Source organism: Nocardioides sp. NPDC092400, assembly GCF_040684155.1.
GTDB lineage: Bacteria > Actinomycetota > Actinomycetes > Propionibacteriales > Nocardioidaceae > Nocardioides.
The window spans coordinates 966613-984889 of sequence record NZ_JBFBFJ010000001.1 but is presented as its reverse complement, the minus strand read 5'-3'; the positions used below and the strand labels follow the sequence as shown (position 1 = coordinate 984889).

The 18277-nt window shown below is 75.8% G+C and carries 17 protein-coding genes; 3 read left to right on the top strand and 14 right to left on the bottom strand.

What is annotated here, in order from left to right; all coding sequences use genetic code 11:
• Window position 1 precedes the first annotated feature (1 nt).
• Window positions 2-1180, bottom strand: a complete 1179-nt coding sequence (locus AB0N29_RS04825; RefSeq protein ID WP_364864530.1) for a glutamate--cysteine ligase — start codon at window positions 1178-1180, stop codon at window positions 2-4.
• Between the two features lie 82 nt (window positions 1181-1262).
• Entirely contained in the window at window positions 1263-2225 is a 963-nt protein-coding gene (locus AB0N29_RS04820) for a DUF4192 domain-containing protein (protein WP_302270884.1), read from the bottom strand.
• 207 nt (window positions 2226-2432) lie between these two features.
• On the opposite strand from AB0N29_RS04820, the gene AB0N29_RS04815 reads away from it, so the two are divergent.
• Window positions 2433-3749: a DNA polymerase IV gene (locus AB0N29_RS04815; protein WP_364864527.1), complete on the top strand. Its 1317-nt coding sequence runs from the start codon at window positions 2433-2435 to the stop codon at window positions 3747-3749.
• Here AB0N29_RS04815 and AB0N29_RS04810 read toward each other — a convergent pair.
• Genes AB0N29_RS04810 through AB0N29_RS04800 form a run of 3 tightly spaced genes read right to left on the bottom strand, consistent with a single transcriptional unit; the run spans window position 3706 to window position 5871 of the window.
• Window positions 3706-4578: a biotin-dependent carboxyltransferase family protein gene (locus tag AB0N29_RS04810; RefSeq protein WP_364864525.1), complete on the bottom strand. Its 873-nt coding sequence runs from the start codon at window positions 4576-4578 to the stop codon at window positions 3706-3708. The two genes, AB0N29_RS04815 and AB0N29_RS04810, sit on opposite strands and share 44 nt — an antisense overlap.
• Window positions 4575-5177, bottom strand: coding sequence for an allophanate hydrolase subunit 1 (locus tag AB0N29_RS04805; RefSeq protein ID WP_364864523.1), 603 nt, complete (start codon window positions 5175-5177; stop codon window positions 4575-4577). Before AB0N29_RS04805 ends, AB0N29_RS04810 begins: the two co-directional genes overlap by 4 nt.
• 1 nt (window position 5178) lies before the next feature.
• A complete protein-coding gene (locus AB0N29_RS04800) occupies window positions 5179-5871 on the bottom strand; it encodes a 5-oxoprolinase subunit PxpA (RefSeq protein WP_364864521.1) in 693 nt (230 codons plus the stop codon).
• Between the two features lie 24 nt (window positions 5872-5895).
• Here AB0N29_RS04800 and AB0N29_RS04795 point away from each other — a divergent pair, with 24 nt between their 5' ends.
• Together AB0N29_RS04795 and AB0N29_RS04790 are read left to right on the top strand one after the other, a co-directional pair.
• Window positions 5896-8091, top strand: coding sequence for a S9 family peptidase (locus tag AB0N29_RS04795; protein WP_364864519.1), 2196 nt, complete (start codon window positions 5896-5898; stop codon window positions 8089-8091).
• A gap of 242 nt (window positions 8092-8333) precedes the next feature.
• Entirely contained in the window at window positions 8334-9290 is a 957-nt protein-coding gene (locus AB0N29_RS04790) for a sigma-70 family RNA polymerase sigma factor (RefSeq protein WP_302270876.1), read from the top strand.
• A gap of 45 nt (window positions 9291-9335) precedes the next feature.
• Here AB0N29_RS04790 and AB0N29_RS04785 read toward each other — a convergent pair whose 3' ends face one another.
• The 9 genes from AB0N29_RS04785 to AB0N29_RS04745 form a co-directional block, all read right to left on the bottom strand.
• Window positions 9336-10628: a glycoside hydrolase family 3 N-terminal domain-containing protein gene (locus AB0N29_RS04785; protein ID WP_364864516.1), complete on the bottom strand. Its 1293-nt coding sequence runs from the start codon at window positions 10626-10628 to the stop codon at window positions 9336-9338.
• Complete coding sequence (gene coaE, locus AB0N29_RS04780) at window positions 10625-11218, bottom strand: dephospho-CoA kinase (protein WP_364864514.1); 594 nt, start codon at window positions 11216-11218, stop codon at window positions 10625-10627. Before coaE ends, AB0N29_RS04785 begins: the two co-directional genes overlap by 4 nt.
• 68 nt (window positions 11219-11286) lie before the next feature.
• Window positions 11287-12384, bottom strand: coding sequence for a zinc-binding alcohol dehydrogenase (locus AB0N29_RS04775; protein ID WP_364864512.1), 1098 nt, complete (start codon window positions 12382-12384; stop codon window positions 11287-11289).
• Window positions 12381-13385: a Gfo/Idh/MocA family oxidoreductase gene (locus AB0N29_RS04770; RefSeq protein WP_364864510.1), complete on the bottom strand. Its 1005-nt coding sequence runs from the start codon at window positions 13383-13385 to the stop codon at window positions 12381-12383. Before AB0N29_RS04770 ends, AB0N29_RS04775 begins: the two co-directional genes overlap by 4 nt.
• The gene (locus tag AB0N29_RS04765; protein WP_364864508.1) at window positions 13382-14524 is read right to left on the bottom strand and encodes a glycosyltransferase; all 1143 of its coding nucleotides are present in this window, start codon (window positions 14522-14524) and stop codon (window positions 13382-13384) included. The genes AB0N29_RS04770 and AB0N29_RS04765 overlap by 4 nt, the downstream gene beginning before the upstream one ends.
• The gene (locus AB0N29_RS04760) at window positions 14521-15501 is read right to left on the bottom strand and encodes a glucosyl-3-phosphoglycerate synthase (protein WP_302270870.1); all 981 of its coding nucleotides are present in this window, start codon (window positions 15499-15501) and stop codon (window positions 14521-14523) included. The genes AB0N29_RS04765 and AB0N29_RS04760 overlap by 4 nt, the downstream gene beginning before the upstream one ends.
• Complete coding sequence (locus AB0N29_RS04755) at window positions 15502-16185, bottom strand: 2'-5' RNA ligase family protein (RefSeq protein ID WP_364864506.1); 684 nt, start codon at window positions 16183-16185, stop codon at window positions 15502-15504. It abuts the gene before it with no gap.
• A gap of 152 nt (window positions 16186-16337) precedes the next feature.
• Entirely contained in the window at window positions 16338-17195 is an 858-nt protein-coding gene (locus AB0N29_RS04750; protein WP_364864504.1) for a sulfotransferase, read from the bottom strand.
• Between the two features lie 7 nt (window positions 17196-17202).
• On the bottom strand, window positions 17203-18186 hold the full coding sequence (locus tag AB0N29_RS04745) for a helix-turn-helix domain-containing protein (protein ID WP_364864502.1): 984 nt from the start codon (window positions 18184-18186) through the stop codon (window positions 17203-17205).
• Window positions 18187-18277 lie beyond the last annotated feature (91 nt).

Below are 18277 nucleotides of genomic sequence, written 5' to 3'. Positions count from 1 at the left end.
CTCACCCGTTCCCGGATCCTGGGTGTTCCCACACCTGCTCGCTGCGCTCGACCAGGTCGTCGACCACCCCGCGGACACCGACGAGCGTCCGGTCCTCCCCCGGGGCCGCCCGGCGCGCGGCGCGCTCGTACGCCGCGCGCTGCTGCGTCGCACCGCTCGCGCGCAGCACCCGCGCCACGCCCTCCTGCACCCGTTCGAGGTCACCGGCGCGCTCCAGCCACGGCCGCACCGTGGCCACCAGGGAGTCCAGGACCTCGGCGGCGGGCAGCGGCTCGGTGCCGCGGGGGTCGACCAGCCGGCCCGTGGTGCCGTAGCGCGACGCGCGCCAGTGCGCAGCCCGCAGCAGCTCGGCCCGCGGGCGTGCCACCGGCGCGCCCGCGGCGTGCTCGTCGGCCGCCCAGGACACCAGGGCCCGCGCCAGCGCCGCCGCCAGCAGCGCGTCCTCGGGGTCGGCGCACACGTCGAAGACCCGCAGCTCCACGGTCGGGTGCTCCCGCGAGAGGCGGGCGTCGAAGTAGAGCATCCCCTCGTCGCGCGCCGCCCCCGTCGCGAGCAGGTCGCGGCAGGCGCGCTCGTAGCCCGCCAGCGAGCCGAACGCCTCGGTGGTGCCCGCGCTCGGCCACCGCGACCACACCTGCGCCCGCCACGAGGCATAGCCGGTGTCGCGCCCGGCGGCGTACGGCGAGTTCGTGCTGACCGCGAGGAGCGCCGGCAGCCACGGTGCGACGCGGTCGATCACCGCGACGCCCTCCTCGGGGGAATCGATCCCCACGTGGACGTGCATGCCGCAGGTGCCGCCGGAGCGGGCTACGTCCCCGAACTGCTCGAGCATCGCGCGGTACCGGTCGTCCGGGCTGACCTGCGGCTCGAGCGGGCCGAACGGCACGATGCCGCTCGCGACCGCTGCGGCCCCCGCCGCGCGGGCGGCCTCCCCGGCCGACCGTCGCGCCGCGCAGAGCTGGCCGAGCGCGTCGTCGAGGACCGTCACCGGCTCGGTTCGGGTCTCCACCTGGTGGCGGAACAGCTCCTGGTCCAGGGTGTCGTCACCCGGGGCGCGGTCGCGGTGCGCCTTGAGGGCCGCGCGGGACCGGGGCGCCACCTGGCGGGTCGCCGGGTCGAGCAGCAGCAGCTCCTCCTCGATGCCCACGGTGCGGACCTGGTCGCGGGGGCTCGTCGTCACGGCGGAGCGGTACCCAGTCGGCGACGCGCGGACGGCGCGGCGATCGACGAGCGGCGTGACGTCGTGCACGTCCGGTCCCGGGTCATCCCGCGTCGGCGTCGTCCCACACCGTCGGCGGGACGGCGTGGGTGAGCGCGTGGGCGAGGTACCCCGCCAGCCGGTAGCCGGGCGCCGCCTCCTCGCACCGGTCCAGGGCGCACCACGCCAGCGCGCCGTGGCCGGCGAGCCAGGCGGCGAAGGCCAGCAGTGCGGCCGGGGCGGCGAGGAGGCCCGGTGGCGTGCGGCGGACGACGTCGACCCAGAACCGCTCGTGGCGGTCGGCACCGTCGCGCCGCATCAGCTCCCAGGCGCCGTCGCGGACCGCCACGTCGAGCATGCCGACGACCAGCCTCGCGACGTCGGCGTCGCTCGGGCGGCTGCCGGCCCGGACGTGCCGGGCGACCAGGTCGACCGCCCACGCACGCTCGGCCGCCACCGGTGGTGCACCGCCGGGCAGCTGGGCCAACGCCTCGGTCACGGCGCGCACGGCCGGGGGGTCGGGTGCGACCGTCTCCGCCAGCGCCTCGCGCGAGCCGTGGGTGACGCGCCCCTCGAGGACGGCCTGGGCGGCGAACGGGTGGACCGAGACGTCGTAGGGCACCCCGTGCTCCGGCACGGCACCGCGCGGCCCGGAGGCGACGTACCACCGGCCCTCGTGCGCCCGGATCGCGTCGAGGACGTCGACCCCGCTGGTCGTCAGGCCGCGGACGAGCGCACGGGCGGCCCGCGCCGAGGACCGCTCGTCGCCGGAGTAGACCAGGACGACGGCCCTGCGCACGCCGTGGCGCCGGCACGGGCCGACGAGCTGCTCGACGAGCTCGTCGGTCCCGGCCGGGGTGGTCGGCAGCGCGACCCGCGCGTGGAAGGGCCGGTCGGCGCCGAAGGTCAGCAGCACGACGGAGTCCTGCGGGTGGAAGCCGAGGACGACGGGCACGACCGCGAGGAGGTCCTCTGGCGTGCGGGCGGTGTAGGTCGGGACGGCCGGAGCCGGGTGCGAGGTGGTCATGGCACGACGCTCCCCGCGACCGCCCACCGCGTCGGCGGCCGCCGGCGCGGGCTGTGGAGGACGGCTCCGGGCACCGGCGTGTGGACGACGAACGGGCACGAGCGGGCAGTCCGCGACCAGCCGGGGGCCGGCCGGGGTCGGCGAGGCGGGCGACGGGGGTGCCCGGAGGTAGGTTCCCGCCCATGACCGGCCGGACGGGGCGCTGAGGTGCGCACGCAGTCCTCGGTCATGCACCTCGACCTCGACGCGTTCTTCGCGGCCGTCGAGCAGCGCGACAAGCCCTCCCTGCGCGGCAAGCCCGTCGTGGTCGGCGGGGTCGGCGGGCGAGGCGTGGTCTCCACCGCCTCCTACGAGGCCCGCGTGTACGGCGTGCGCTCGGCCATGTCGACCCGCGAGGCGCGGTCGCGGTGCCCGCACGCGGCGTTCCTGAGCGGCCGCTTCCACGCCTACCGCGAGGCCTCCCACGCGGTCATGTCGCTGCTGCGGTCGGTCTCGCCCCTGGTCGAGCCGTTGTCGCTCGACGAGGCGTTCGTCGACCTCGCCCGGGCCGGCCTGCCGGACCTCGAGGTGCCGACCGTCACCGCCTTCGCCGAGGAGCTGCGCGGCCGGGTGTCGGAGGCGACGCGCGGGCTCACCGCCTCGGTCGGCATCGGCACCAGCAAGTTCATCGCCAAGGTCGCCAGCGACCTCGACAAGCCCGACGGCCTGGTCGTGGTGGCTCCCGGGACGGAGCAGGAGCTGCTGCGGCCGATGAAGGTCACGATCATCCCCGGGGTGGGTCCGGCCACGGCCGAGCGGCTGCGCCGCGCCGGGATCCAGACCGTCGCCGAGCTGGAGTCGGTCGAGCTGGAGGAGCTGGTGCGCCTGGTGGGCAAGGCCCACGGCACCGGCCTGTTTCAGCTCGCCCGCGCCCTGGACGACCGCCCGGTCGTAGCGGAGCGCGAGGCCAAGTCGGTCAGCGTCGAGGGCACCTACGACACCGACCTGACCGACCGGCGGCTGATGGAGGGCCTGCTCACCCGGCAGGCCGGCGAGGTCGCCGGGCGGCTGCGCAAGCACGGCCTGTCGGGGCGGACGGTGACGATCAAGGTCCGGCTGCACGACTTCACGACGCTGAGCCGCTCCAGCACGCTGCCCTCCCCCACCGACAGCGCCGCGACCGTGGCGCGGCTGGCGCGCGCCCTGCTGGCCGACCTCGACACCTCCGGCGGCGTGCGGCTGCTGGGCGTCGGCGTCTCGGGCCTGGCCGACTGGGTGCAGGAGGACCTGTTCGGCGAGACCGAGCCCGAGGAGGAGCTGCCCGAGATCGAGGTGCCGCACCACTCGCGGCGGACCTGGGCGCCGGGCATGGACGTCGTCCACGCCGAGATGGGCCGTGGGTGGGTCTGGGGCGCGGGACGCGGCGTGGTGACGGTGCGCTTCGAGACCGCGGAGACGCCGGCCGGGCCGGTCCGGTCCTACCCCGACGACGACCCGGCGCTCAGCGCGTGGGTGCCGCCGCCCCTCCCCGACGAGCAGGGGTGAACCGGACCTCGTCGCCCGGTCGCAGCTGCGCGCAGCGCCAGAGGTCGGCGGGCTCGACGACGGCCACGACCGGGTAGCCGCCGGTGGTGGGGTGGTCGGCGAGGAAGACGATGGGCTGCCCGCTCGGCGGCACCTGGACCGCGCCGTGCACCATGCCCTCGCTGGCCAGCTCGCCGGTCCGCACCCGTTCCAGCGACCGGCCCGCCAGCCGCAGCCCGACCCGGTCGGAGGCGCCCTCGACGCGGTACGCCGCGCCGCACAGCGCGGCGAGCGGGTCGCCGGCGAACCAGTCGGCCCGGGGGCCGGGGTGCAGCCGCAGCGGGCCGGGAGCCGGTGGCCGGGGCGTGTCGTGGGGGGCCGGCTCGCCCGGCCCGCTCCCGACCGGCAGCACCGTGCCGTCCTCGACCCGCGGCGGGCCCACCCAGGCGAGCGTGTCGGTCGACCGGGAGCCGAGCACCGGCTCGACCGCGATCCCGCCGCCCACGGCGAGGTAGGAGCGCACGCCGCGCCACGGCGTACCCACCTCGAGGACGGCGCCCGCCCGCAGCCGCTCGGCCTGCGCGTGGGCGCGGGCGGCCCCGTCGACGGTGACCGGCCCCTCGGCCCCGGTCACCGCCACCCAGCAGTCCCGGTCCGCGCGGACCACGAGGCCGCCGAGCGTCACCTCCAGGACCGCGGCGTCGACCGCGTTCCCCACCAGCCGGTTGGCCAGCGCGGCGGCGGGTCCGTCGAGCGCCCCGGCGCGGGCGACGCCGAGGTGGGCCCAGCCGGGCCGGCCGCGGTCCTGGACGGTCGTGAGGTGGCCGGCCGCGAGCACCTGGAGGCTCATGCGGGGACGAACCGCACGCGCGTGCCGGGCGCGAGGAGGGCGGGCGGCTCCCGGCCGGCGTCCCACAGCGCCGTGCCGGTGCGGCCGAGCACCCGCCAGCCTCCCGGCGAGGTGGTCGGGTAGACCCCGCACCAGGTGCCGGCCAGCGCGACCGACCCCGCCGGCACGCGGGGGCGCGGGGAGTCCAACCGGGGCACCGCGAGCTCCTCGGGCAGGCCGGCGAGGTAGGCGAAGCCCGGGGCGAACCCGCAGAACGACGAGACGAAGGTCAGCGCCGCGTGCCGCTCGACGACGCCGGCGACCGACGTGCCCCAGTGCTCGGCGACGAGCTCCAGGTCGTCGCCGTCGTAGGTGACGGGAACCTCCACGAGGTCCCCGGCCGGGGGCTCCGCCGTCGGCGACCACTCCGCCAGCACGCGCTCGAGCGCGGCGGGCTCGGTGCCGTCGAAGAGCACCGTCTCGGCGGCGGGGACCACCTCGACCGCCGGCACGCCCCGCCGTCGTGCCCAGGTCGCGAGGGCCAGCGCAGCGGCCGCGCCCTCCACCTCCACGAGCACCGCGGACGGGCCGACGCTGCGCATCCGCACCGGGCCGCTCACCTCACAGCCCCCGCAGCGACCAGCCGGCCGCCGACAGCGCGGCGCGCACGGCGTGCGCGTGGGCCACGGCACCCGGGGTGTCCCCGTGCAGGCACAGCGAGTCGACGCGGCCGGCCATCCCCACCGCCGCGGTGGAGATCGCCGTGGCGTCCTCGAGCACCGCTCCGGGCGCGCCACGGGGCACGAGCCGCCCGTCCGCGCCGTACGCCCGGTCGGGGAAGCCCTCGTGCCACACCGGGCGCCCCGCCGCGGTCGCCAGCTCCAGGAGGCGTCCGGGCATGCCGAGCACCGGCAGGTCCCCCGATCCGGCGAGGACGGCCGCGGCCTGCTCCTCGTCGTCGATCACGCGGTGGTAGAGCGCTCCGTGCGGCTTGACGTACCGCACCGACGTGCCGGCGGCCCGTGCGAGCTCCGCCAGCGTCCCGACCTGGTCGGCCACCTGCTCGCGCAGCACCTCGCGAGGTACGTCGCGAGCGACCCGGCCGAAGTTCTCACGGTCGTCGTAGGAGACCTGCGCCCCCACCGACACCCCGCGTGCCGCCGCCTCGGCGCACACCGCACGCATGATCGCCGGCGTCCCGGCGTGGTAGCCGCAGGCGACGTTGGCGCTCGTGACCACCGCGAGGAGCGCGGCGTCGTCGGTCACCTCCTCGCCCAGGTCGGCGTTGAGGTCGACGGTCGCGCGGCTGCCCACGGGGCCGACGCTATCGTCGCGGCCATGCCGTCCCCCGCCGACCAGGCACCGTCCGTCCAGGCCTCCACCATCCAGGCCCCCACCGTCCAGGCTCCCACCGCCGAGCGCCGTCCGACCAGCCGGGAGATCCACGGGCACACCCGTGTCGACGACTACGAGTGGCTGCGGGACAAGGACTCCCCCGAGGTGCTCGCCCACCTCGAGGCCGAGAACGCCTGGACCCAGGACCGCACCGCCCACCTCGCCGACCTGCGCGGCGCGATCTTCGAGGAGATCAAGGGCCGCACCCGGGAGACCGACCTGTCGGTGCCGACCCGCAACCGCGGCCACTGGTACTACGGGCGCACCTTCGCCGGCAAGGAGTACGGCGCCACCTGCCGGGTGCCGGTCACCGACCCCGACGACTGGACCCCGCCCACCCCGGCCGAGGACTGCGCCCCCGACGAGCCGGCACTGCCGGGCGAGGAGGTGCTGCTCGACCTCGACGCGCTCGCGGAGGGCCACGAGTTCTTCTCCCTCGGCGGGTCCGCGATCAGCCCCGACGGCACCCTGCTGGCCTACTCCACCGACACCGTCGGCGACGAGCGGTACACCGTGCGGGTCAAGGACCTCGGCACCGGAGCGCTGCTCGACGACGAGATCACCGGCGTCATCGGCGGTGCCACCTGGGACCGCGAGGGCACCGAGCTCTACTACACGACCGTCGACGACTCCTGGCGCGCCGACAAGATCTGGCGCCACCGGCTCGGCACCGCGCAGGCCGACGACGAGCTGGTCCACCACGAGACCGACGGCCGGTTCTGGGTCGGCGTCGGCCGGACCCGCACCGACCGGTTCATCGTGGTCGCCGCCGGCTCGAAGGTCACCTCGGAGTACCGCTACCTCGACGCCAACCACCCCGAGCTGGGGCTGCAGGTCTTCGCCGAGCGCGTCGAGGGCGTGGAGTACTCCCTCGACCACGCCGTCATCGCCGGCGAGGACCGGTTCCTGGTGCTGCACAATGCGACCGGGCCCGACTTCGAGATCGGGACGGCCCCGGTCGAGCCGACCCCGATCGCCGAGCTCGCCCCGCTCGTCGCCCACGACCCGGCCGTCCGCCTCGAGGACGTCGACGCCTTCGCCGGCCACCTCGTGGTGCACCAGCGCAGCAACGGGCTCACCCAGCTGCGCATCATCGAGCTCGGTCCGGACGGACCCGGCGAGGACTACCTCGTGGAGTTCGACAAGCCGCTCTACACCGTCGGCTCGGGCGGCAACCCCGGGTTCGCCCAGCCCACCGTGCGCATCGGCTGGACCACGATGGCCGTGCCGTCCTCGGTCTACGACTACGACGTGCGCACCCGGGAGCTGACGCTGCTCAAGCAGGCGCCGGTGCTCGGCGGCTACGACCCCGCCGACTACGAGGAGCACCGGCTCTGGGCGACCGCCGACGACGGCGAGCGGATCCCGATCTCGATCGTGTGCAAGCGCGGCGCCCGCGAGGACGAGACCATGGGCACCGCGCCGGTCCCCACGCTGCTCTACGGGTACGGCGCGTACGAGGCCTCGATCGACCCCTACTTCTCCGTCGCCCGGCTCTCGCTCCTCGACCGCGGCGCGGCGTTCGCGATCGCCCACGTGCGCGGCGGCGGCGAGATGGGCCGGCGCTGGTACGACGACGGCAAGCTGATGCGCAAGCAGAACACTTTCTCCGACTTCGTCGCCTGCGCCCGCCACCTCGTCGAGCGGGGCTGGACCACCCCGGAGACCCTGGTCGCCGAGGGCGCCAGCGCCGGCGGGCTGCTCATGGGGGCGGTCGCCAACCAGGCGCCGGAGATGTTCGGCGGGATCGTGGCCGGCGTGCCGTTCGTCGACGCGCTCACGACCATGCTGGACGCGACGCTCCCCCTGACCGTCACCGAGTACGACGAGTGGGGCAACCCCGAGGCCGACGCGGAGGTCTACGAGTACATGGCGTCGTACGCGCCGTACGACAACGTCGCGGAGCGGTCCTACCCGCCGATCCTCGCCGAGACCTCGCTCAACGACACCCGCGTGCTCTACGTCGAGCCGGCCAAGTGGGTGGCCCGCATCCGGGCGTCCAACCCCTCGGCCGACGTCCTGCTGCGCACCGAGATGTCCGCCGGGCACGGCGGCGTGTCCGGTCGGTACAAGGCCTGGCACGACCGGGCCTTCGCCCTCGCCTGGATCCTCGACCGGATGGGGCTCGCCGACCGCTGACCCGCCCGGCGGTCGCGTCCGTCGTCCACCCATCCGCACGCCCGGTCGGCACCGAACACCCGGTGACGAGAGGCCCTCCTGAGAAGTCGCTGAGAGTACCTCTGACGTGCAACTCGGGGCGTTCCCCGCTCGTCGTCCAAGGTGTAGGCACTCAGGTTTGGTCCGGGAATCGCCGGGACACCGGGTGCGTTGTAGACGGCGTGAGGACCTGGGCAGGCCCTCACAGTGAGGAGGGGCATCGCATGGCAACACGCACCGCACAGTCCGGGGCTCGGGAGATCGAAGGACGTGACAGCGTCGGTCTCTACCTGGACGAGATCGCCCGCAACGCCCTTCTCGACGCCGCCGCCGAGGTCGAGCTCTCCAAGGCCATCGAGGCCGGACTCTTCGCCGAGCAGCTGCTCGCCGAGGGCCGGGTCGGGCGTCGCAAGGGCGGCGCACCGATGTCGGCCTCCCGCGAGGAGCTCGAGTGGCTCGCCGAGGAGGGCCGCAAGGCCGTCGACCAGTTCATCACCGCCAACCTCCGCCTCGTCGTCTCCATCGCCCGCAAGTACGGCCGAGCCCAGATGCCGATGCTCGACCTGATCCAGGAGGGCAACACCGGCCTGATCCGTGCGGTCGAGAAGTTCGACTACACCAAGGGCTACAAGTTCTCCACGTACGCGACCTGGTGGGTGCGCCAGGCGATCACCCGGGGCATCGCCCAGCAGGCCCGCGTCGTCCGGCTCCCCGTGCACGTCGTCGAGGAGCTCAACCAGGTCGGTGGCGCCCGCCGCACCCTCGAGCGCCAGCTGGGTCGTGACCCGGAGCCGCACGAGATCGCGACGGAGCTCGGCATGGACGTCGACCGGGTCCTCGACCTGATGTCGTGGGGCCGCGAGCACGTCAGCCTCGACTCCCCCGTGGACGAGGACGGCGACACCTCGCTCGGTGACCTGATGGCCCAGGAGACCGCGCCGGGTCCCGACCTGACCGTGCTCGACACCGAGTCCCGGGACCGGCTCAACAGCCTGGTCGGCCACCTCGACGACCGTGCCGCGGACATCATCCGCTCGCGCTACGGCCTGACCGACGGCCGCCAGCACAAGCTGGCCGACATCGGCGCCAAGCACGGCATCTCCGCCGAGCGGGTCCGGCAGCTGGAGCGCGAGGCGCTGCAGAAGCTGCGCCGGATCGCCGACCCGGACCTGGCCGCCTGACGGCTGCCGGCCGCCGGCCCGGTCCAGCGCCGGTTCAGCGCCGGTTCAGTACGACTCGTCGAGCTCGCGGGAGGCCTCTCCCGCGAGCTCGACGACGTCCGGGGGCACGTCGACCTCGCCGGCGAGCCGCTGCTGCCACAGCTGGAGGGCGACCACGGTCGCCGCCGCCTCCTCGGCACGCTCGCGGGTGACCTCGCCGGACTCGATGGCCTCGGTGACCACCGCGTGGGTGTGCCGCGTGTCGGGAGGCATCAGCAGCAGGTCGGCCCCGGCGTTGAGCGCGGTCACCGCCGGCTTCTCGCGGCCGACGACGGCCCCCATGCCCAGCGAGTCGGTGATGGTGACGCCCTCGAAGCCGACGTCCTCGCGCAGGAAGTCGTAGACCTCCTCCGACAGGCTCGACGGCACGCCGGGGTCGAGCGCCTCGACGTCGAGGTGGCCCACCATGACGGCCGGCGCCTGGGCCCGGACCGCCGCCTCGAACGGCGGCAGGTCGGTCGCCGCCAGCTCCTCCGCGGTCCGCCCGAGCACGGGCAGCGACTCGTGGCTGTCGGAGGTCACCGAGCCGTGGCCCGGGAAGTGCTTCGTCGTCGAGACGACACCGGCCTCGTTGTAGCCGGTGACCGCGGCACGGACGGCCGCTGCGGCCAGGTCGGGGTCGGTGGAGGGCGAGCGCGTGCCGATGGTCGGGTCGGCCGCGCCGACGGTCACGTCGGCCACGGGGGCGAAGACCCAGGTGAAGCCGAGGTCGCGCAGCTCCAGCCCCGTCGCCTCGGCCGCGCGGCGTACCACCTCGCGACCGGGGCGGCCCTGCTCGACCGCCGCACCGGCGTGGGCGAAGGAGGGGAACTCGGTCGCGATGCCCCGCAGGTGGCTGACCACGCCGCCCTCCTGGTCGACACCGAGCACCGCGGGGATCCCGCGGCCGTCGGCGGCGACGGCCTCGCTGACGGCGGCGTTGAGCGCGCGGACCTGCTCGGCGTCCACGACGTTGCCGGCCGTGACGCAGAGGCCGGAGAGGTGCAGGTCGCGCACCAGGGCTGCCGCCTCGGTGGGGTCGGAGCCGTTGAACCGCCCGACGATCACCTGGCCCGCCAGCTGTGCGGCTTCCCAGCCGGAGACGATCCCGCGGGCCTCCTCGAGCTCTCCGGCGGTCGGCCCCCAGCCGGTCGGCTCGTCGGGGTCGGCCGCGGTCGAGGTCGTGCCGGCGGTGCCCGGCGTGGCTGCCGGCCCGGCCTGGTCGCCTCCCGATCCGCTGCCCGACCCGCCGTCGGCACCGGAGCACGCGCCGAGGGCCAGCACGGCGGAGACCGCGAGGGCGGGCAGGGCGCGCCTCACGAGGCCTCCCCGGTCAGCGCCGCGTGGACCTCGAGCACCCGGCGGCGCAGGTCCTCGAGGCTGCCGGTGTTCTCGATGACGTGGGTGGCGATCGCGAGGCGCTCCTCCCGGGTCGCCTGGGCGCGCACCCGGGCCTCGGCGTCCTCGCGGGTCATGCCGCGCTGGCCGAGCATCCGCTCGACCTGGGTCTCGACCGGGACGTCGACGACCACGACGGCGTCGAACGTCGGGGCGCGGCCCGACTCCGCCAGCAGCGGGATGTCGTGGACCACCAGGTCCTCGGGACCGGCGGCCCGCTCGAGCTCGACGATCCGCTCGAAGACCAGCGGGTGCACGATCGCCTCGAGCTCCTTGCGGCGGGCCTCGTCGGCGAAGACGACCGCGCCCAGCGCCGGCCGGTCCAGCGCGCCCTCGGCGGTCAGCACCTCCGGGCCGAACGCCTCGACCACCCGCTCCAGCCCCGGTGTCCCGGGCTCGACCACCTTGCGGGCGAGCAGGTCGCCGTCGATCACGATCGCACCCAGCTCGGCGAGGATCGCCGACACCGTGCTCTTGCCCGAGGCGATGCCGCCGGTGAGTCCCACGCGCATGGGCGCCAACGTACGTCACCGGGACGGCCCCGCCCGAACTCGCCCGGGCGCCTCCCGGAGGCCGCCGCTCAGCCGCGGCCGGTGGTGAAGACGGCCGAGAGGGCGTGCCGGCGACGCGCGGCCAGGTCGGCCAGGAGCTCCGGCGCGTCGGACAGCGGGAGGACGTCGGTGAGGAGGTGCTCGCGCAGCGGGCCGCCGCACCGGCGAAGGAACCCGACGGTGCAGGCCGAGAGCCGGAGGCGGTCCCAGGCGCCGCCGGTGCCCCGGGGCACCCGCCCGATCTGCGCGCACACCAGCCGCAGCCCGTTGTGGTGGAACTCCTCGCCGAGCCGGACGTCCGCGGTCGGCTCGGTGTAGAACGCCAGGTCGACGACCGTCCCCTGCGGCCGGGCGGCGCGCAGGGCGGTGGCGAGCGCGGCGGTCCGTCCGCGGCACTGCAGCACGAGGTCCGCGCCGTGGTCGGCCGGCCCGTGGCGCCACCGGGTCTTGGCCCAGACCGCCGGGTCGCCGTCCAGCGGGACCGGGGTGAGGCCCAGCGCCGCGGCGACGTCGAGCCGGCGCGGGTCGGCGTCGGCGACCGCCACCTCCTCCGCGCCCAGGTCGGCGGCCATCACCGCGGTGAGCAGGCCGATCAGGCCGGCGCCGACGACGAGCACCCGGCGGCCGGCCACGCCGTCGCCCAGCCGGGCCGTGGAGGGTCCGACGGCGTCCGCCGCGGCGTGCAGCAGACCGTTCGCGCAGATCGGCCCGACGTGCGCGACGTACACCCCGAGCAGCGGGTCGAGGTCGTCCGGGAGGGGCACGACGTGCTCGCGGAGCGGGTCGGCGACGTGCGCGGTGGCGTGGCCGTACGCCGCCGCGACGAGGTCGCCCTCGCCGAACGCGGCGGTCCGCGAGCGGGCCACCCGGCCGACCTCCATGTAGCCCAGGCGGCGCACGGGGTACGCCGGGGCGCCGCCAGGACGCTCGCGGAACAGCCCGAGCTCCACGTCGTGGTCGCGGTGCAGCCCCGGGTGGTCGCCCTTGACGAAGGTGAGCTCGGTGCCGGCCGACAACCCGGTCGCCACCGTCTCCAGGAGCAGCCCGCCCTCCGGCACCTCGGGCAGGTCCTCCTCGACGAGCACGACGCGCCCCGGTGCCTCGACGACGAGGTTGTGCCGTCTCACGACGCCGTTCCCCCCGCTCCGGCGGACGGGGCGTCCAGGCGGACGGGCCCGCCGGTGCGCGCCGACTCGCTGACGGCCCAGGCGAGCCGGTGGCTGCGCACCGCCTCGGCGTACGGCGCGCGCGTGGCCGCCCGCTCGCCGCGGACCGCCTCGAGGAACTCCCGGTCGACCGCCACCCGGGGGTCCTCCGACCACGCCTCGGGCCGCCGCCCGTTCCCCTCGTCCCAGCACACGCGCGTGTCGTCGACCTCCGCCCACCAGCCGGGGCCGCACAGCTGCAGGGAGGCCTGCCGCTTGGCGGCGAGCAGCGACGTCGCCGTGAAGGACGCCACGGCGCCCGAGGCGAACCGCACCAGGGCGGCGGTCGCGTCGTCGACCGGGTCGTCGACCGGGTCCGGCTGCCGGTCCGGAGCCGTCGGCGCCCGACGCACGCCCACGGCGTGCACCTCGGCCGCCTCGCCGAGCAGCGAGCGGGCGAGGTCGAGCACGTGGGTGAGCTGCTCGACCACCTGCCCGCCCGACAACCGGGCCGATCCCCACCAGGCGACCGGCGGCCGCTTGTCGAGCCAGGAGCCGACCGCGAGCAGCGGCGGCGCGGCGGCGGCGCGCTCGCGGAGCGGGTCGAGGGTGTCCAGGCAGCGCCAGTGGTACCCGGTGCCGGACACCACCCCCGCGCGCTCGACCAGCCCCGCCACCTCCTCGGCGACCGCCGGGTCCAGGCCCACCGGCTTCTCGACGAACAGCGGGAGGCCGCGGGCCAGCACCGCTCGCTCCGCGGGGCCGTGGGCGAACGGCGGCACGCAGACGTACGCCGCGTCGGGACGTCCGTCGTCGAGCGCCTGCCCCACGTCGGTCGTCGCGGTGGCCCCGCAGGCCGCGGCCAGCCGCCCGGCGGCGGCCTCGTCGGGGTCGACCACCCCGACGACACGGGCGCCCAGCCCGGTGAGCACCTCGACGTGCCGGCGTGCCACCGACCCCGCCCCGACCACGACGATCCTCATCCGGCGGCCTCCAGGAGCGCGTCGTACAGGTCCAGGTAGCTCCGGGCCATGGCCTCCGGCGTCCAGCGGGCCGCCGCGGCGCGGCAGTCCTCGGCGCGGATCCGGCCCACGTCGCGCAGGCAGGCGGCGAGGCCGGCCTCGGTGTCGGCGAGGAAGCCGGTGACGCCGTGCTCGACGAGCGTCGGCAGCACGCCCAGCGGCGTCCCCACGACCGGGACGCCCCGGCCGAGGGCCTCGACGACGGCCGTGGCCCCCGGCTCGGCCCAGCGGATCGGGGTGAGCAGCGCGCGGGCGGAGCGGAGCAGCCGCTCCTTCTCCTCCCCGCCGACGCAGCCCACCCAGCGCACCTGCTCGCCGTCGACGTGGGGAGCGACCTCCTCGCACCAGTAGCGGACGTCGGGGTGGGCGAGGAGCCGCTCCTCGCCCGCGGCGAGGCGCTCGCGCAGCTCGCCGGGGTCCCCGATCCCGGCGACCGGCCCGGCCAGCACGAGCGGCACGCCCGCGGCGCGGGCCACCCGCACCGCCACGTCCTGCCCCTTGTCGGCAGTGATCCGGGCGAGCACCAGCGCGTGCTCCCCGAGCGCTCCCCCGTTGCCGCCCGCCGCTCCCGCCGGCGTCGGGACCGCCAGCGGGACCACGCCCATCGCCTGCGCCCGGAGGTTCTCCGGCGCGCGCTCGAGCTGCGAGCGGGAGACCGCGGCGAACCGCACGCGGCCGCCGCCGTCAAAGCGCTCGTAGAAGTCCGCGTGCTTGCGCAGGTCCCAGTGGAGGGTCTGCAGGGCCGGTGGCGCGCTGCGCCCCATCGCTGCCAGCACCGCCGGACCCACGACCTCGAGGTGGTCGTGGACGACGTCGACGTCCGTGCGCCGGCGGAGCTCCGCGGCCACCTCGTGCATGTGGGCGTGCGCGATCCCCGAGACCTGGTTGTACGGCGCGGCGACCGACTCGAACCGGGGGCCCGCCAGCGGGCACAGGAGCTCGTCGACCTCCAGCTCGCTGGTCCCCACGGTCGCCAGCACCACGCGCACCCCGAGCCGGCGGAGCTCGGGCACCAGGGTGGCGACGACGTTCTCGATGCCGCCGTAGCCTCCCGGGGGCACCGGCAGCCACGGGCCCGCGTTGACGAGGACGGTGGTCACGGCCGGCCCGTCGCGCGGCCGGGGTCGGACGACACGGCGAGCCGGGCCATCGGCGGGCGCTCGCTCACCGCCACGCACGAGGTCGTGGGGACGAACTCGTCCTCCACCCGCGCGAACTGGGTGATCAGCGGGGTCGGCGGGTCGTGGACGACGACGTGCCCGTACCGCTCGAGGCGGGACAGCAGCGCGAGGTAGACCTGGCAGGCCATCCGGCCCAGCGCGGCGTCGCCGGAGTTGCGGTGCCGCCGGAGGCCGAGGTCGACCTGGGCGATCGCGTCGATCCCGACCTCGTGCAGGACGTCGACGAGCATCGCGATCTCGACCCCGTAGCCGGAGACGAACGGCAGCCGCTCGAGCAGGGTCCGGCGGCCGGCGTACTCCCCCGCCAGCGGCTGCACGATGCCGGCCAGCTCGGGGAGGTGCATGTCCAGCAGCGGCCGGGCGAGGATCTCGGTGACCCGGCCGCCGCCGGCGGGCAGCACCTCGCCGCCGGTGTGCAGCGGCCGGTCGTAGAAGCCCTTGACGAACTCCACGCGCGGGTCGTCGAGCAGCGGCCCGAGCAGCCCGACCGCGAACTGGGCGTCGAACTCGCACAGGTCGGCGTCGACGAAGGCCACCACGTCGCCGGTCGTGACGTGGAGCGACTTCCACAGCGCCTCGCCCTTGCCCGGCCGGTCGCCGAGCTCGGGGAGGACCTGGTCCTGGCGCACCACGGTCGCCCCGGCGGCGCGCGCGACCTCGCTCGTGGCGTCGTCGGACCCCGAGTCGACGACGAGCACCTCGTCGACGAGGTGGACCCGCTCCACGAGCTCCTCGAGGAGCCGCTCGACGATCGCACCGACGGTCGCCGCCTCGTTCCGCGCCGGGAGGACGATGCTCACGGTGGTCGCGCCCTTGCGGTCGGCCAGCCGGTGCCGGTCGTGGTCGGCGCTCGTGCTCGTGCGGTGGGCGAACCACGCCTGCACGTCGGGGCGCACTCAACCCACCGCCCCCGAGGGGACCGGCACCCGGTGCAGCGGGACCTCGCGGCGCACGGACCACTGGTAGTGCCGGTCGCGCCTGGTGACGGCGACCAGGCTGAGCCGGTCAACCTGCGCCTGCCCGGCGACCTCCGGCAGCCGACGGGCGAGCGAGTCGAGCTCGGCACCGGTGACCGCCCGGTTGGCGTAGCCCAGGCTGAGGTGCGGCCGGAAGCGGTGGCGGTGCACGAGTGGCCGGCCCGGTCCGAGGACCAGCTCGGTGGCGTCCCGCACGGTCTGCTGGAGCGCGCCGACGGCCGCGGACGGCCCCACGCGCAGCGCGACCGCGCTGGCGAACCGCTCGTAGGGCCCGCAGTCGAGGTGCAGGGCGCCCGGAGGGGTCCCACCCGCGGCCGCGGCCACGGCCTCGGCGACCGACGCGCCCACCCGGTCGACCATGGAGGGGTCCAGCTCGTCCTCGAAGCCGACGTCGCACACGGTGACGTGCCACCAGGCCGGTGGGACGACGTCGAGCCACGGCGTGCGGCGCAGCTCGGCCAGCACGGGCTCGCAGGCCTCGGCCAGGCCGGCCGGTCCCACCGCGAGGTACCAGTAGAGGCAGGGGCGCTCCCGGACCCACTCGGGCCGCCACGCCCAGTGCTCGCGCAGGCCGTCCATGTCCATCTGTCGACGATCGCTCACCGCAACCCTCCCAGCGACGACCGTCCAGGTTGGCCTGCCCTGGGACTCCAGCGTCCCCGTCCCGAGTCGTCGCTCGTCGGGGCAGTACCCGGTGTGACAGGGGTCATAACTACCGCTCGAGCAGCGCGGGTGGTCCCGTCCGGGCGGTCGCCTCAGCGGAAGCGTGCGCTCGGCCAGAGCCGCTCGAGGTCGACGTCGGGGAACCGCCGGGCCACGGCGTCGTACACCGGGGCGTACGTCGCCGCCACCTCCCGCACCGTCGCCTCCGGCAGCACCGCGTCGGTCGGGGTGGCGTTGACCCGCTTCCCGACCTGCGCGGGGTGGGCGTCGATGCAGAGGAAGCCGCACAGCTCCTCGACGGCCTCGGGCCGGAACAGGCGCTCGTAGAGCTCGAGGTGCACCAGGCCCGGCGCGAAAGCGGCATCGAGCCGGTCCAGGGTCAGGTCGTAGCGCGAGCGGAGCCGGTGGTAGTCCTGGCGGTGCACCTCGAGCGTGCGCTCCTCCGCCGTGCGCCCCTCCGTGCCCCGGCCGCGGTCGTAGGACATCCGCACCGAGGACCACACCCGGTCGACCGGGTCCCGCATCAGGAACACCGCGACGCAGCGCACCCCGCGCTCCTCGAAGGACCGGCGCACCGAGGCCAGCCGCTCCTCCCCCAGCAGCGCGTACGACGGGGTGACGTCGGCCGTCAGCCGGGTCCCCGGCGCCCGGAGCAGGCCGGCGAAGTAGTCGGGGTAGGCGCCGGGGTCGGTGTAGAACGACGCCCGCAGCAGGCGTCCCTCGTCGTACGGCTCGCCGGCCTCCCGGGCGAGCCGGGCCCGCTCAGCCTGCCGCAGCACCCGCTCCCGGACGTAGGAGGAGTGGGGCAGGTCGAGCCCGTCGAAGACGTGGTACTCCTTGCGGAACCCGGGATCGAACTGTGGTGACGCCTGGAGGTAGTCGTGCAGCCAGCTGGTGCCGCCCTTCTGCGCCCCGACACCGAGCAGGAAGGTCCCCGGGTCGTCCGTCACGCGGCCATCATGCCGGGGCCGGGACCGCGAACTGCCGCCGGTACCGCTGGGGGCTGACCCCGCGCACCCGGGTGAAGTGGTGCCGCAGCGTGGCGGCGTTGCCGAAGCCCACCTCGCCCGCGATCCACTCGACGGGGCGGTCGGTCTCCTCGAGCAGCTGCTCGGCGCGCAGCACCCGCTGACGGGTCACCCAGGCGTGCGGGGTGGCCCCCGTCTCGGCCCGGAACCTCCGGGCGAAGGTCCGTGGCGACATCAGGGCGCGCCGCGCGAGCGTCTCGACGTCGAGGTCGGACCCGAGGTTGGCGACGATCCAGGTGAGCAGGGGACCCAGCGTCTCGGCGTCGCAGTCGGGCACCGCCCGCGCGATGAACTGGGCCTGTCCCCCGTCGCGGTGCGGCGGGACGACCATCCGGCGGGCCGCGCTGGCGGCCGTCGCGGCGCCGAACGTCTCGCGCAGCAGGTGCAGGGCCGCGTCCAGCCCGGCGGCCGACCCGGCCCCAGTGATCACCGAGCCGTCGTGGACGTAGAGCACGTCGCCGTCGACCTGCGCCCGCGGGAACCGCTCGGCGAGCCGGTCCGCGTGGCGCCAGTGGGTCGTGCAGCGCCGGCCGTCGAGGAGCCCCGCCTCGCCGAGCACGAAGGCGCCGGTGCAGTGCGCGAAGACCGTCGCTCCCCGGTCGTGCGCCGCGCGCACGGCCGCCGCGACCTCCGGCGAGGGCTCCAGGTAGTCCCGCTTGGGGCAGACGCAGACGAGGTCGGCCCCCGCGACCACGTCGAGCCCGTGCTCGACGTGCAGGTCGAAGCCGGAGGCGCCGCGCACCCGCCCGGGCCGGGTCGTGGCGACCTTGAAGTCGAAGACCGGGTTGTCGTCCTCGGGGTGGTACGGCTCGGCCCACACCTCGCACATCGACCCGAGGCCGAACGGCTCGGCGCCGTCCTGGACCAGGACCACGACGTTCCTCATGGCGTTGCCCGCGTGCGTGCTCTCCACCGGCACAGCATGCACCCGGACATGGCAGGAAATCAATGCACCCTGGCGTCTCTGCCACTCGTGGCGGGATCTCGGCAGGAGCAGGATTCCT

Coding starts and splice junctions, on each gene's coding strand:
- AB0N29_RS04820 (WP_302270884.1), bottom strand. CDS start 2,225: ATGACCACCTCGCACCCGGCTCCGGCCGTCCCGACCTACACCGCCCGC.
- AB0N29_RS04810 (WP_364864525.1), bottom strand. CDS start 4,578: ATGAGCCTCCAGGTGCTCGCGGCCGGCCACCTCACGACCGTCCAGGAC.
- AB0N29_RS04795 (WP_364864519.1), top strand. CDS start 5,896: ATGCCGTCCCCCGCCGACCAGGCACCGTCCGTCCAGGCCTCCACCATC.
- AB0N29_RS04790 (WP_302270876.1), top strand. CDS start 8,334: ATGGCAACACGCACCGCACAGTCCGGGGCTCGGGAGATCGAAGGACGT.
- coaE (WP_364864514.1), bottom strand. CDS start 11,218: ATGCGCGTGGGACTCACCGGCGGCATCGCCTCGGGCAAGAGCACGGTG.
- AB0N29_RS04770 (WP_364864510.1), bottom strand. CDS start 13,385: ATGAGGATCGTCGTGGTCGGGGCGGGGTCGGTGGCACGCCGGCACGTC.